Source organism: Staphylococcus sp. HL28 (assembly GCF_021117155.1).
GTDB classification, from domain to species: domain Bacteria; phylum Bacillota; class Bacilli; order Staphylococcales; family Staphylococcaceae; genus Staphylococcus; species Staphylococcus warneri.
In genome coordinates, this window is the sequence record NZ_CP088218.1 from 495,659 (window position 1) to 510,592 (window position 14,934).

Annotated in this window: 13 protein-coding genes and 1 pseudogene; 9 read left to right on the plus strand and 5 right to left on the minus strand. The window is 32.6% G+C overall.

All coding sequences use genetic code 11. The annotated features are described in order from the left end of the window. The first annotated feature begins 14 nt into the window (after positions 1-14). From LPC11_RS02230 to LPC11_RS02240, 3 genes and pseudogenes are all read left to right on the plus strand, one after another. Positions 15-803, plus strand: a complete 789-nt coding sequence (locus tag LPC11_RS02230) for a CPBP family intramembrane glutamic endopeptidase (protein WP_023374004.1) — start codon at positions 15-17, stop codon at positions 801-803. 146 nt (positions 804-949) lie between these two features. After that, a pseudogene (locus tag LPC11_RS02235) lies at positions 950-1,611 on the plus strand (ABC transporter ATP-binding protein). Further along, entirely contained in the window at positions 1,604-2,377 is a 774-nt protein-coding gene (locus tag LPC11_RS02240; protein WP_023374000.1) for an ABC transporter permease, read from the plus strand. Before LPC11_RS02235 ends, LPC11_RS02240 begins: the two are co-directional and overlap by 8 nt. Before the next feature lie 62 nt (positions 2,378-2,439). Here LPC11_RS02240 and LPC11_RS02245 read toward each other — a convergent pair whose 3' ends face one another. Together LPC11_RS02245 and LPC11_RS02250 are read right to left on the minus strand one after the other, a co-directional pair. Next, positions 2,440-3,909 (minus strand): HAMP domain-containing sensor histidine kinase, encoded by a 1,470-nt coding sequence (locus LPC11_RS02245; protein ID WP_023373998.1) that lies wholly within the window; start codon positions 3,907-3,909, stop codon positions 2,440-2,442. Beyond that, a complete protein-coding gene (locus LPC11_RS02250) occupies positions 3,902-4,579 on the minus strand; it encodes a response regulator transcription factor (RefSeq protein WP_023373996.1) in 678 nt (225 codons plus the stop codon). Before LPC11_RS02250 ends, LPC11_RS02245 begins: the two co-directional genes overlap by 8 nt. A 373-nt stretch (positions 4,580-4,952) precedes the next feature. On the opposite strand from LPC11_RS02250, the gene LPC11_RS02255 reads away from it, so the two are divergent. Both LPC11_RS02255 and LPC11_RS02260 read left to right on the plus strand, forming a co-directional pair. Continuing rightward, the gene (locus LPC11_RS02255) at positions 4,953-5,177 is read left to right on the plus strand and encodes a hypothetical protein (protein WP_107566318.1); all 225 of its coding nucleotides are present in this window, start codon (positions 4,953-4,955) and stop codon (positions 5,175-5,177) included. Between the two features lie 136 nt (positions 5,178-5,313). Beyond that, positions 5,314-6,489 carry an MFS transporter gene (locus LPC11_RS02260; RefSeq protein ID WP_023373990.1) on the plus strand — a complete coding sequence of 392 codons (1,176 nt, stop codon included), beginning with the start codon at positions 5,314-5,316 and terminating at the stop codon, positions 6,487-6,489. 221 nt (positions 6,490-6,710) lie between these two features. Here the strand turns inward: LPC11_RS02260 and LPC11_RS02265 are convergent, their stop codons facing one another. Both LPC11_RS02265 and LPC11_RS02270 read right to left on the minus strand, forming a co-directional pair. After that, positions 6,711-8,075, minus strand: a complete 1,365-nt coding sequence (locus tag LPC11_RS02265; protein ID WP_041614051.1) for a carboxylesterase family protein — start codon at positions 8,073-8,075, stop codon at positions 6,711-6,713. 128 nt (positions 8,076-8,203) lie between these two features. After that, on the minus strand, positions 8,204-9,916 hold the full coding sequence (locus tag LPC11_RS02270) for an APC family permease (RefSeq protein WP_023373986.1): 1,713 nt from the start codon (positions 9,914-9,916) through the stop codon (positions 8,204-8,206). Between the two features lie 177 nt (positions 9,917-10,093). Between LPC11_RS02270 and LPC11_RS02275 the strand changes: the two genes are divergently transcribed. After that, positions 10,094-10,693: a YdeI/OmpD-associated family protein gene (locus LPC11_RS02275; protein ID WP_023373984.1), complete on the plus strand. Its 600-nt coding sequence runs from the start codon at positions 10,094-10,096 to the stop codon at positions 10,691-10,693. 93 nt (positions 10,694-10,786) lie between these two features. On the opposite strand, the gene LPC11_RS02280 is transcribed toward LPC11_RS02275, so the two are convergent. Next, entirely contained in the window at positions 10,787-11,566 is a 780-nt protein-coding gene (locus LPC11_RS02280; RefSeq protein ID WP_023373982.1) for a (S)-acetoin forming diacetyl reductase, read from the minus strand. A gap of 502 nt (positions 11,567-12,068) precedes the next feature. Here LPC11_RS02280 and LPC11_RS02285 point away from each other — a divergent pair. Genes LPC11_RS02285 through LPC11_RS02295 form a run of 3 tightly spaced genes read left to right on the plus strand, consistent with a single transcriptional unit; the run spans position 12,069 to position 14,933 of the window. Next, complete coding sequence (locus LPC11_RS02285) at positions 12,069-13,322, plus strand: betaine/proline/choline family ABC transporter ATP-binding protein (RefSeq protein WP_023373980.1); 1,254 nt, start codon at positions 12,069-12,071, stop codon at positions 13,320-13,322. Beyond that, complete coding sequence (locus LPC11_RS02290; protein WP_015364713.1) at positions 13,322-13,957, plus strand: ABC transporter permease; 636 nt, start codon at positions 13,322-13,324, stop codon at positions 13,955-13,957. Before LPC11_RS02285 ends, LPC11_RS02290 begins: the two co-directional genes overlap by 1 nt. A 22-nt stretch (positions 13,958-13,979) precedes the next feature. Continuing rightward, positions 13,980-14,933: an osmoprotectant ABC transporter substrate-binding protein gene (locus tag LPC11_RS02295; protein WP_023373978.1), complete on the plus strand. Its 954-nt coding sequence runs from the start codon at positions 13,980-13,982 to the stop codon at positions 14,931-14,933. Position 14,934 lies beyond the last annotated feature (1 nt).

The window sequence follows — 14,934 nt, forward strand, 5'->3', positions numbered from 1 at the left end:
AAAAGGAGTCATTTATGGAAAACCAATCCACACAACAACCTATAGATTCACAGCAACAACAAAATGATTTTGCGTCCAAGAAGATAGTTAAAAGAGATTTCTGGCTTATAGTTGCGTATCTCATTGTGGGACAATTCGTATTTCCAATGATTGGTATGATGATTGGTGCCATCGTTGCGATGTCATTGAAAATCAAATCTGATAGTAGGGTTAATGAGATTGGCATCAATTTTGCTACGTTTTTTGGTTTCATAGGAATGTGTTTAGTACTATTATTATTTTATTTAATGCATCGAAAGACACTCATTCCACTAGCTATTCAAAGGGTGAAAGATCTTAAAAAATATATAGTAACTTTAATCATCATTATCGTTATTATGTACGTATTGAATATCTTGTATGGTATAATGGTTGAATTTTTACCAGAGAAATATCAGTTTAGTGACACAGAAAATAATAAAATGTTAGAAAAAATGTTTACTTCTGTATGGATGTGGCCGGTACTGTTTTTAGATATTGTCATTGTGACACCTATAGTAGAGGAACTATTATTCAGACACTTATTGATTCACGAGTTAGGGAAGAAATTAACATATGGTTTGATGTATGTGGTTTCGATTCTGATGTTTGCAGGGGTACATGTGACAGAAGCGCAATCTCCATTTGAATTAGGTCCTTATGTAATTATGGCAAGTAGTTTCGTGGCGGCCTATCATCTTACGAAACGTAATTTAGCAGCTTCGATTGCCCTGCATATGATTGTCAACGCGATATCATTTGTTGCGATTCTATTTGCTTTATAAAATTTAGAAATAAATAGTGAGAGGATGTGTATAAAAGCACATTCTCTTTTTTTATAATTTAAATTATCATAAAAATTAATGATATTGTTATTTAACGTGGGAAAATGGGAATGAGTAGTGTAATGGGATTTAAAGGAGCGTGTAACATGTTATTAGAAATTGAACATTTAACTTATGAAGCGGATCATCGAACAATTTTAAAGGATATTAATTTTAAGGTGGATAAAGGTGATACTATAGCGATTATTGGTCCTTCAGGTAGTGGCAAGAGTACACTTTTAAAGCAACTTAATCATTTGATTGAACCTACATCGGGCACATTGTATTTAAACGGCAAACCTTATTATGACTACACACCTGAAAATATTCGTATGAAGGTGAGTTACTTAATGCAACAAAGTGAGATGATTGGTACAACGATTGAAGATAATTTGAAGTTTCCTTCAGAAGCGAGAAACCAAGCATTTGATAAAGATAAAGCACTTAACCTTTTAGAAAAAGTAGGGCTAGGTAATTATGATTTATCGGCAGAAATTGAACATATGTCAGGAGGAGAAAACAACGTATCACAATTGCACGACAATTAATGTTTGAACCTGAAGTCTTATTATTAGATGAATCTACAAGTGCTTTAGATACACATAATAAAGAACGTGTAGAAGAAATTATTTTTAAAATGGCTGAAGAAGGTATAGCGATTTTATGGATTACACATAGCGATGACCAAAGTATGAGACATTTTCAAAAGCGAATGACGATCATTGATGGTGAAATTGATAAGATAGAGGAGTTGAATCAGCATGAGTAATACTGCATTATGTTTAACAGCGTTGTTACTGTTTATTCCTATCCTTATTTCTTATAAGGAAGGCTTACATATTATTAGAGATTTAGTGGTAGCAACGATAAGAGCGACCATTCAATTGCTCATTCTTGGCTTCTTACTACATTATATTTTTAAAATAAATGATAAATGGTTACTCATCTTATGTGTGTTAGTAATAATCATTAATGCATCTTGGAATACCATTCAACGTGCATCATCAGTGATGCATCATGTGTTTTGGATTTCATTTGTTGCAATATTTGTAGGTACTGCATTACCCCTAGCTGGTACGATTGCAACAGGGGCAATCGATTTTACTGCTAATGAAGTGATTCCAATAGGTGGGATGTTAGCCAATAATGGTTTAATTGCGATTAATTTAGCCTATCAAAATTTAGATCGTGCATTTGTACAAGATGTTTCCGAAATAGAATCGAAATTGACATTAGCAGCGACACCGAAACTTGCTTCTAAATCATCAATTAGAGAAAGTATTAGATTAGCTATCGTGCCAACGATTGATTCCGTTAAAACATATGGGCTTGTTTCTATACCTGGTATGATGACAGGATTGATTATCGGTGGGGTGCCGCCATTACAAGCTATTAAATTCCAATTGCTAGTGGTCTTTATCCATACAACAGCTACGATTATGTCAGCACTCCTTGCTACATACATGAGCTACGGCCAATTCTTCAATGCTAGACACCAATTAATAGCAAGAAATACAGATATTAAGACAAGTTAATGAAATTTACAAAATGAATAGCCAATCAATGATTAGAGGACTTTTCATTGATTGGCTATTTTTTATATTGTTGAAATAAATTTGATTTTAAAATGTACACCATTTTGAGAAGGAATAACATGAAGTGTTCCATTATGATATTCAACAGCTTCTCTAACTATAGTTAATCCCAAACCATGATTTCCCGTTTGAGTTTCTTTTGTACTATAACCTGGTTTGAATATATCATCATTAATATTTGAAATGCCTTTACCATCATCTTTATAGTCGATTAAAAGCGTATTTTCAATCTTATCAAATAAGATATCTATTTTTGGATTGCGATTATTATGTTCAATGCTATTTTCGATAAGATTAATCAAAGTTCTTTCAAAGTATAATTTATTACCATAAAATGATTCGTCATAATCAAATAGGAATGCTAATTCAATGTTTTCATAACCAATCGTTTGTACAAATTTTTCTACAGTACTTTGAATTGGAAAACTCTCTTTATCATTCTTCATTTGATTTGTTTCATTATCAAAGTCTTTGTTTAATGTTTGTATTAATTCTTCCATATACTTAGCTTTTTCAGATATAAGCGCTAAATATTTCTGGTTTGATTGATTGACCTCAATAATTTTGGAATAACCATAAATTGATGTCAATGGAGATTTTAAATCATGAGATATTTGAGAAATCCATTTTGATTTATAATAATGAATCTGGTTTTGATAGATTTTATTTTGCAATAATTGTTGGTTTAACGTAGTAAGAGATGTGTGTAATTCTGGGAAAGTTTTACTATATTTTTTGATATTCTCTTTAGTTGTTGGTTGGTGCAATTTTTCGTGAGACAAATTACTAATCCAGTCAATATAATAACTTAATGGTTTAGTTAAACGCTTCGAAACTAAATAAGATGTAATGAGTGCTAAAAAGACATCTATTAATAAAGTAGTACATAGTAGCACTGGTATCTCATTAAAATGATCTGTTGGATCATCATTGATTTGATCCTTATTTAGAATAGGGCGTTTATTATGGTTTAATCGAAAACTTATTTTATTATTATGATAGTTATAATCATATTTATTATAATCATGGGTTGTTACACTTTGAAGTAGTTTGCGTGATTGGATTTGATTCTTATTTGCTATATTTGCATTACTATGATTCTTATAAATAAAAACGAAATAGGTTCTTTCATCTTTATAAGTTGGAACAGCATTAGCATAGTTAATATTTTTTAAGATAATGGGTTTAATATTTTTATGCTTTAACTTATTTGGATATAAAATATGACCATTTTTATCCGTGTAATATATAGTGGCATTGTCTTTTTTAGCTAAGTCCTTGATATAGTGTGACGGTTTATCTATTGGCTCATCTAAATTAAAAAAATCAGGTTCAATTGTGTTTAAGCTAGTATAAAAGTGTTTAAGAGAAATAGAGATGAATATTGCAATTGAAATCATTGCAATGATGATTGTTAAAGATAAGTATATAGCTAAATATTTGAAGAATTTTAGTAAAAAACGTCTATTCATGATTCTCACCCTTGAATATGTAACCTTTGCCACGCATTGTTTTGATAAATTCTGGTTGATTAGGATTTTCTTCAATTTTACGTCGCAATGTTCTAATGTGAACCATTAATGTATTATCATCAACGAATGTTTCATAGCCCCACACTTTTGAATAAATTTGTTCTTTGGATAGAATTTGATTTTTGTTATTAATAAAAAAGATTAGTAAATCTAGTTCTCTAGCCGTAAGTGAAACAGGTTTATTATTAACAATAACGTCACCACTTTTAAAATTGACCTTTAGATTTCCAAGTTGATATAAATCATTTGAGTCGTCTTTTAAATGAAGAGATACTCTATAGTACAGTTCCATGGGATCGAAAGGTTTTTTAATATAATCTACAACGCCTTTTTCAAATCCTCTGTATAATTCCAAATTTTCTTCTTTAGCTGTCACAACTATAACTGATGTTTGTGATAGGTCAACAAATTTCATTAATTCGTAACCATCTTCCGATTTTAAGTTTAAATCTAATAGTATGACACTATAATGATTTTGGTTAATAAGACGCTTACCCTCATTTATATCATCTGCCGTGTCTATGGATGTTAGTCCTTTAGTTGTTAAAGATAATTTAATTAATTCTTGTATATCTTTATCATCTTCAATAATCAAAATTTGACCACTCATTTTTTACACCTCTTGAATTCATTTTAATCTTTTTTAAATAGTTAAACTATTATCTTTTTAAGATTTAAGGAAAATTTAAACTATAAATAAATACTGATTTATGATGACTAAATAAAATAAAGTTAGATATGAATTAAGGAGATGATTTGATGAAATTAGTCTTTAAAATGTCCTGCTTTTTTATCATTGCTGTATTATTTCTATTTACTTTGCGTAGTTTAGCAATTTACTATCATATAGCTTTCTTAAATATGATTTTAGAATATCCAAGCACAATCTTAGGTGGTTCGACGTGTGCCACATTATTATATTTTGTTGTAGAAAGAAAGGAAAAGAAGGATACCAAAATCAATTATAGTAAAGGGGGTCAGAAATGAAAGTCATAGGATATATACTATCATTTATATTGTTAATATTATTTATATACAACATATTTAGATTTATTATGGTATTAATCGAAAATATTTTAAATGTTGATTTTGGGATGGAGACCCTCTTACATAATTCATATTTTGTAAATGGTGGTGTCTTTGGAGCAATTGTTATTATGATTGCACTTGAGTTTATTAATCACGTGATAAATGAAGAAAAGTTTTAAACTTTTGATTTCCTGACAAACAAAATAATGAAAAAATATTATATAATGAAACAGTTACTTATCTTAGTTAAATGGGTTTGTAGCTGTTTTTTTATGCTATAAACATTGAAAAATTTATGAAAGGGGGATATGAAAAATGTCGATGATGCGTATTGTTACTTTCATATTTAGTGTGTTTATCGTTGGTATGGTCGAGATGATGGTAGCAGGTATTATGAATTTAATGAGCCAAGATTTACATGTATCTGAAGCCATCATTGGCCAACTTGTTACGTTATACGCTTTAACATTTGCCATTTGTGGACCGATTCTGGTTAAAGTGACGCAGCGTTTTAAAGCTAAATCGGTGTTACTTTGGACATTAGTGACTTTTATTATAGGGAATTTAATTATAGCAATAGCGCCTAATTTCACTATTTTAGTGATAGGACGTATTTTGTCATCTGCAGCAGCATCACTCATTATTGTTAAAGTACTTGCGTTGACTGCAATGTTAACTTCACCTAAAAATCGAGGTAAGATGATTGGTGTTGTCTATTCAGGATTTAGTGGTGCCAATGTATTTGGTGTACCTATTGGAACATTAATAGGTGATTGGGTAGGTTGGCGTTTTACTTTTATATTTATTGTTGCTGTTAGTGTCATTGTAGGTATACTTATGATGTTGTATTTACCTAAAGAACATGAATTGAGTCATGCGAATCATACAGACGCTGACCATTCTAATCAGGTTATATCTAAAGTGTTACGTCCAGCTGAAGTAGCAAAATTTATTATAATTACATTTTTAATTTTAGTAGCGAACTCAGTCACATTTGTATATATTAACCCACTGATTTTATCAAATGGTCATGAAATGTCATTTGTATCACTGGCATTACTAATTAATGGTGTTGCCGGTGTGATAGGTACATCATTGGGAGGTATCTTTGCAGATAAATGGACAAGTAAGCGTTGGTTAATCATCTCTATTACGATATTTATCGTTATGATGCTTGTCTTAAATTTCATATTATCAGGTACTGTCATGCTATTAATCGGATTATTTGTTTGGAATATTATGCAATGGAGTACGAATCCTGCAGTGCAGAGTGGTCTCATAGAACATGTTGAAGGAGATACAAGCCAGGTGATGAGTTGGAATATGTCTAGCTTAAACGCAGGTATCGGAATGGGTGGCATAATCGGTGGTTTAGTCGTATCACATCTATCCGTACACGCCGTGACTTACACAAGTGCCTTGATTGGATTTCTAGGATTAGTCGTTACCCTTACATTAAAGAATATTCACTTTGCTAAAAAAGAAGCATAATGAAAAGGGAGTGGGACGGAAATAATAAAGAACCACTAATCATTTATTATGTAGTAGTTCTTACGCATTAGCCACAGCTAATGTGTACTTTAAAATAGGAATACATGAGTGAAACGCATGCATAAGAAATACTAATTTCTATAAGAAAAAGAATGACTTTACAGTCAACTAATGCCTAATTATGAATGTAACTTGAAATATATTTATGTCCCACTCCCATTTTAGTCATAAATATGTGGCGTTGTATGACCCACTTGATATGGCAGCCACGGCATTTTACTAAATCTTGCAAAGTATGCAAGGTTGTGAATCATTTTCATACTTAATTCACGTTCGTGAGTCGTGACATCTAAGCCATTAGCTTTTAAAACGTCCAAATGACCGAACCAAAAGACTATATCTAATATATGATAAGCAGAGTGATAATAAGTACTATTTGGTTCGTGCCATTGAAAGGAAGCTAGCCATCTGTTGGGATTATGACTGATACTTTTCAAAAAGTCATGTGCGGGTTGTTGAAAAATATAGTCAGTAATACATGTAGATTGTTGTTGCGCACTAATGGCATTACTGACTTCTATTTCTACACCATTAAAAGTCATAGCCTTAACAAAGCGATTAGTTGATAACTTTCGAGATTCATTTTTTATATAAATGTCACCTTCATTTTGCGTATAAGAAACAAATATCGGCTTTGAGAAATTAGGATTATTCATTGTCATTGATGATGTTTGAATAGGTGCGTAAATTAATTCTAAACCTTTGGACTGGCCACGAGTTGTTTGGTCTAAATTCATGATATTCATGATATTTTCTGTAGTTAATGAATCTATGGTTGAGTTAGGATAGTTTTCCGCTATGATTTCACTAAAATTTTGTGCTTTTTCATAGCCTATCTTTCGACTGTCTAAGCGCAATGTACCGCTTAATAACATGACTTTATGGAAATAGGATTCTGTCTCTGGTAATTGCATCACAGCCATGATACTCATACTCCCTGCAGATTGCCCCATTAATGTAATGTTATTAGGATCTCCACCGAAATCTTTAATATGTTGGTGTACCCACTTGATCGCATTGATTTGATCAGAAAGACCATTGTTACAATCATAATTTGGTTTAAAAAAGGACCAATCTAAAAATCCCCAAGCACCTAATCGATAGTTAAATGTGACGACAATCACATCTTCTTGTTCGACGACAGATTGAGGTTGATATAGTTCAGCGCTACCGTGACCATTGACAAATCCGCCACCGTAAAAATAGATGATGACAGGTCGAGTTTTATTTTGAGAGTGATGACGTCGCCATATATTTAAATATAAACAGTCTTCGTCTTGTGTAAAATGATTGAAATGGAAGGAAACATCACTTGAGAAAAAATCTTCAAGTTGGTTATACGGTTGTGGCGGAATGTTATTGAAAAAGGTTGCGTCTATAGATTCAGGCAATGATGTAATTAATTCAGAATGTTTAAAGCGACCATGTTTGAGATCGGCATAGCGAATTCCAAGGAATGCGTCAATATCATTTTCATTATCATAAATACCTTTAACGATACGGTTATTTATAGTTACGTTAACCATCATAGTCAATCGTCCTTTCAAAGTCATCTTCAATAACACTATATAATAAATGATTCAAGTCAGCTATATGTATAAAAAACTGCTAACGATGTTTACAATCGTTAGCAGTTTTAATTTGATTTATGAGTTTAATCTTCTTTGTTTTGGCGTTTTTCTTCTTTATCTTGTTGTTCTTGACGTTTTTCAGCGATTTTTTCGCGTTTCTCACGACGTTTACGTTTCTTAAGTTTATCACCCATGTTACTATTCATTTTCTTAGCACGTCTGAAGTAGACGCTTTCGAATGAACTAATTGCACCTAATTGATAGAAAATAAGGGCAACGATGATGATAACTAAGAAATCCCATGGATAATATATCCAGTTTAAACCTTTGAATTCTTTACTACCAATAAATGATAGGAATGAAAGTACGACGAGATAAACAATAATCCATAAGCTTCCGCCGATTTGTTTTTTAGTGTTTTTCCAATTCATTTTATATTCATAGAAGAAGTAAATTGGTAAACCTAAAATGATGATTAATATAACTTCTGCTGTTGTTGGCCACATTGCCCAATAAATAGCTAGTGACGCAAGAACGAATGATAATGGTGCCATGAATTTTAAAATTCTAGCTCTAAATGGACGTGTCATCTTAGGTCCCATTTTACGTAATGCAATAACTGTCGTTGGACCAGTTAAATAAGCAACTAATGTTGCAGTTGAGATAACTGCCGCTAACGTACCCCAGTCACGGAATAGTGTAACCATCACCATGCTGATGATTGCGTTAAACACAATTGCAACACGTGGGATTTTATATTTTTCATTCATTTTACCTAAGAATTTAGGGATGTGCCCATTTTTTTCCATGGCGCGTAATACACGACCAGTTACAGCAACAAATGATACACCTGTACCAAATGGTGACACTACGGCTTCAATATAAAGTAAAATAGCTAGCCAATTTAAACCTAATAAAATGGCCATGTCAGCAAATGGTGAGTTGAAGTTAATACCGCTCCAACCATGTTCATGAATCATTGACTGTGGCATAGAAGTGATGAATGTACTTTGTAACACGATATAAAGCACAGCACTAATTGTAAGTGAAATAGCAATACCACGCGCAATGTTCTTTTCAGGGCTTTTAATTTCTGATCCCATATTAATGATTGTTTGGAATGCATTAAATGAGAAAATAATACCTGACATTGTTGTTGCTGCGAATATTGGTGCACTACCGTAAGGCATGAATGTACCTACTGAGTGACCATAATTTCCTGTATCAAAGCCAGAGATCATTAACATAATAATTGTTAATAATGGAACACCAAGTTTGAAGAATGAAATTAAACTTGTAAATGAAGTTAATAATTTAACTGACCAGTAATTTAATAAAGAGAAGATAATAATAATAGCATAAACGGCGATTAAACCTGTTGTACTGATTGAACCATCTTTCATTAAACTACCCATCGGTTTAGCCCAATCCCAAGGCCAAGAACTCATATATTGAACAGCTGAAACTGCTTCAATAGGTATAATTGTTACGAGTGATACCCAGTTTGCCCAAGCGGCTATGAAACCGAGTAATGAACCATGTGTATATTGAGCATAGTTACTCATACCACCAGATTGTGGGAACATAGTTCCAATTTCAATGTAGTTATAGGCGATGGTTCCTATAACGACGAATCCAATAATCCAAGAAATGATAGCTGCTGGTCCTGCAATTGACGATGCTTCCCAAGCACCAAATAACCAGCCTGAACCAATTAATGACCCTAATCCGAGTAACACTAACTGGGGCAGATTAATCTTACTGTTATTCGATTCTGTTTCATTTTTATTTGCCATATTGACTCCTCATTCTTTTATATTCTGAAAATACTACGCCATTATTATACGCTAGTTAAAATATTAGTCAAATGTGTATATTGTAATTTTTATTTAAATGTATAAAATTAGTTTTTTTAATATTATAGTTTATAATAGTGGAGAAACGGCAGAATCAGTAGAAAGTAGGGCAATTACATGGTAGAGAAAAATAACAATTTGGAAGTAGAAAAATTTTTAAAAAAAGATAGCCAATGGAAAGAAGAATATAATTATTTAAGAGAACTCATAGTGGATTTTGACGAGTTGGACGAGGATTATAAATGGATGCACCCTTGTTATACGATTAATAATAAAAATGTGGTTCTTATTCATGGTTTTAAAACGTATGTAGCACTTTTATTCTTTAAAGGTGCACTTATAGAAGATTCTAAAAATACTTTAATTAGACAAACTAAAAATGTACAAGCCGCAAGACAGCTACGATTTACCACTTTAGAGGAAATTCAATCACGTAAAGAAGAAATTATTGATTATGTGACACAAGCTATTGGCATTGAAAAGTCCGGTAAACAAGTTGAATTAAAGAAAACAGAAGATTTTGAAGTGCCAGAGGAATTACAACAACAATTCGATGCGATGCCAGAATTAAAAGAAGCGTTCGATCAATTAACACCTGGAAGACAACGTCAATACTTGCATCATATTGGTGAGGCCAAACGTGCAGATACTAGACAAAAAAGAGTCGACAAATATATTAATCACATTTTAGAAGGAAAAGGTATGCATGATAAATAGCAAGAGGGAGAGGGACAGAAATAAATTTTAAGAAAATATTATTTCTGTCCCTCTCCTTATTTTTATGAGTGTTTAAGCATTTAATAAAGAGGATTAATGGAATCTCATACCACCATCAACAATAATCGTTTGGCCAGTAATATAATTTGAATCTTTGCCAGCTAAGAAACTAACGACATTTGATACATCTTCAGGTTGTGAAAGTTTACCCAATGCGATTTGATCTGTAAATTGTTTCCAACCCCAAGATTCAGGTTGTCCAGCTTCTTCAGCAGTTTTCTTAGCGATACCTTCCATCATTGGTGTTTGAACAATACCAGGCGCAAATGCATTTACCGTAATAGATTCATGTGCTAAATCACGTGCAGCAACTTGAGTTAAACCTCGCACAGCAAATTTACTACTACTATAAAGTGATAAGCCTGCATTACCTTCTACACCAGCTTGAGACGTAGCATTAATAATTTTTCCGCCATGACCTAATTGTTTGAATTGTGCATGTGCAGCTTGAATACCCCATAAAACACCTTTGACATTGACGCCATATACTTTGTCAAAGTCTTCAGGAGTAATAGAATCAATCGGTGTCATTGGTCCTAAACCAGCATTGCTCACTAAAACATGGAAATCACCAAAATGTTCAACTGTTTGATTTAAAGCACTAAATACATCATCACGATTGGCCACATTAGCTTTAATGGCTAAAACCTTTGAGTCATCTTGTGTTAAAGATTGTGCCGCTTGAATTGCGCCTTCTCCGTTGAAATCCACAATGGCAACTTTGAATCCATCATCAAATAAACGTTTAACGATTTGATACCCAATGCCTTGTGCACCACCTGTTACAACTGCTACTTTGCTTTCTTGACTCATATAAAACCCTTCTTTGTATATATTTTGATTACAAGCTCAACATAGCACAAATAGGAAATAAAAAATTATAAATGTGTAACATAAAAGTATAATTCAATGTATTGTCAATATTTCTTAAAATAATTTTCATAATTCATAAACTTGCAAAATACTAAGCATATTTATCCTTTTATATAATTAATCAAATGTAAATAGTACTTTATAAAAATATTAAGGGTGAATAGTTAAATTTTGTAAAAATGCAATAGGTTTACTAAAATTATATAGGGTATATATTTATATCGTTGTCGAATATGCGTGCAATTAAATTAGCATTAATTGTTGGGAGCACAACATTAATGAAATGTGATTCGCATTTTATCGAAGATACAAATTTTTAACGTAAAGGCCTTCGTGCTCTTGTTCAACTAATATTTTATTTTGTTAACAACTGCTCTGTTGGTCTTTTTAATTGTCATCGCATTAATTCGTCATTTTTACAATATGGAAGGGGAAAACAATCATGTTAAGCATTAAAAATTTAACCAAGATTTACTCTGGGAATAAAAAGGCAGTAGATAATTTAACGCTTGATATTGAATCAGGTGAATTTATCGCCTTTATTGGGACAAGTGGTAGCGGTAAAACCACTGCGTTAAGAATGATTAACCGAATGATTGAAGCAACTGATGGCCAAATTCAAATGAACGGCAAAGATGTACGTAATATGAACCCTGTTGAATTAAGAAGAAGTATTGGTTATGTCATTCAGCAAATTGGTTTGATGCCTCACATGACTATTAGAGAAAACATTGTACTTGTACCGAAATTACTAAAATGGTCTAAAGAAAAGAAAGACCAAAAGGCGGAAGAACTCATTAAACTTGTAGACCTACCCGTAGAATATTTAGACCGTTATCCTGCTGAACTATCTGGTGGTCAACAACAACGTATAGGGGTAGTAAGAGCCCTTGCTGCTGAACAAGACATCATCTTAATGGATGAACCATTTGGTGCGCTTGATCCAATTACACGAGATACATTGCAAGATTTAGTGAAAGAGCTTCAACAAAAATTAGGTAAAACATTTATTTTTGTTACACATGATATGGATGAAGCCATTAAATTGGCAGATAAAATTTGTATAATGTCGAAAGGTAAAGTCGTACAATTCGATACACCTGACAATATTTTAAGAAATCCTGCCAATGATTTTGTAATAGACTTTATTGGTCAAAATCGATTGATTCAAGATAGACCAAATATGAAAACGGTTGAAGACGCAATGATTAAACCAATCACAGTAAACGCAGATGATTCACTTAACGATGCGGTCAATATCATGAGAGAGAAACGTGTAGATACTATATTTGTTGTGAACAACCATCACAAATTACTAGGATTTTTAGACATAGAAGATATCAATCAAGGACTCCGTGCAAGAAAAGAACTGATTGATACGATGCAACGTGATATTTATAAAGTACATATCGATTCGAAATTACAAGACTCAGTACGTACGATTTTAAAACGTAATGTTAGAAATATTCCAGTTGTTGATGACGACAATATCCTCATTGGCTTGATTACACGTGCTAACTTAGTTGATATCGTTTATGACTCCATTTGGGGTGAAGCAAGCGACACACAACTAACCCAACCTTCTGACGAATATGTTAAAGATGATATGGCAAACTCAGAACATCAAGCTCATCAACAAGATGATGCTAGTGTTACAGAAGAGGCGAATAAGCATGAAACGGGAGATGAGCGATAATGAAAGCATTCTTGAATGAATATGGAAGTCAGCTCGTATCTAAGACGATTGAACATTTCTATATTTCTATCATTGCTTTACTGATTGCAATCGTCGTAGCTGTTCCGGTAGGTATTTTATTGTCTAGAACAACGAAAACAGCCAATGTGGTTTTAACCATTGCGGGTGTTTTACAAACTATTCCAACATTAGCAGTATTAGCCATTATGATACCTATCTTTGGCGTAGGGAAGACACCAGCGATTGTGGCGTTATTTATCTATGTTTTATTACCAATATTAAATAATACAGTACTCGGCGTGAAAAACATTGATAAAAATGTAATACAAGCTGGACAAAGTATGGGGATGACACAATTTCAATTAATGAAAGATGTTCAAATGCCATTAGCATTACCAATGATTATTAGTGGTATACGTCTCTCTAGTGTATATGTCATTAGTTGGGCTACATTAGCGAGTTATGTCGGTGCAGGTGGTCTTGGTGATTTAGTATTTAACGGATTGAATTTATATCAACCACCAATGATTATTAGTGCGGCAATATTAGTTACGTTACTAGCGCTCATTGTCGACTTTTTACTATCATTAGTTGAAAAATGGGCAGTACCTAAAGGTTTAAAAGTATCTAGATAAGAAAAGGGAGGATTTTATCAATATGAAGAAACATATCAAATATACAGTGATTCTTATTGCGTTGTCCCTCTTAGTATTATCTGGGTGTAGTTTGCCAGGTTTAGGGGACGGCAATTCAAAGAATGATGTGAAAATTACTACAACTGAGACGAGTGAAACTAAAATCATAGCTAATATGGAAAAATTAATGATTGAACATGAAACTAAAGGCAAAATTAAACCTACAATTATAGGTAACTTAGGTTCTAGTATTATTCAACATAACGCATTGCAACGCGGTGACGTCAATATGTCTGCGGTAAGATACACAGGTACCGAATTAACAAGTGTATTGGATGCCAAACCGACGAAAGATCCTAAAAAAGCCATGGCAGAATCACAAAAACGATTTAAGAAAAAATATGATCAAAAATTTTATAATTCACTAGGCTTTGCGAATACGTATGCGTTTATGGTGACAAAAGAAACGGCTAAGAAATATCACTTAGAAAAAGTATCAGACTTAGAAAAACATAAAGACGAATTACGTTTAGGTATGGATACGCAATGGATGAATAGAGCAGGCGATGGCTATCCAGCATTTGTTAAAGATTATGGATTCAAATTTGCCAGTGCACGACCAATGCAAATCGGATTAGTTTATGATGCACTGAAAAACAAAAAATTAGATGTTGCTGTAGGATATTCTACCGATGGTCGTATTGCAGCTTATGATTTAAAAATCTTAAAAGACGATCGTAAATTCTTCCCACCGTATGATGGTAGTCCATTAGCGACTGAAAAAGTGATTAAAGATAATCCGAAAATTGATACAGCCTTGAAAAAATTAGAAGGTAAAGTGTCAACAAAAGAAATGCAGAAATTAAATTACGAAGCAGATGGTAAAGGTAAAGAACCAGCTATCATCGCTGAAGAATACTTGAAAAAACATAATTATTTCGAAAACGACAAAAATAGTAAGAAAGGTGGTCAATAAT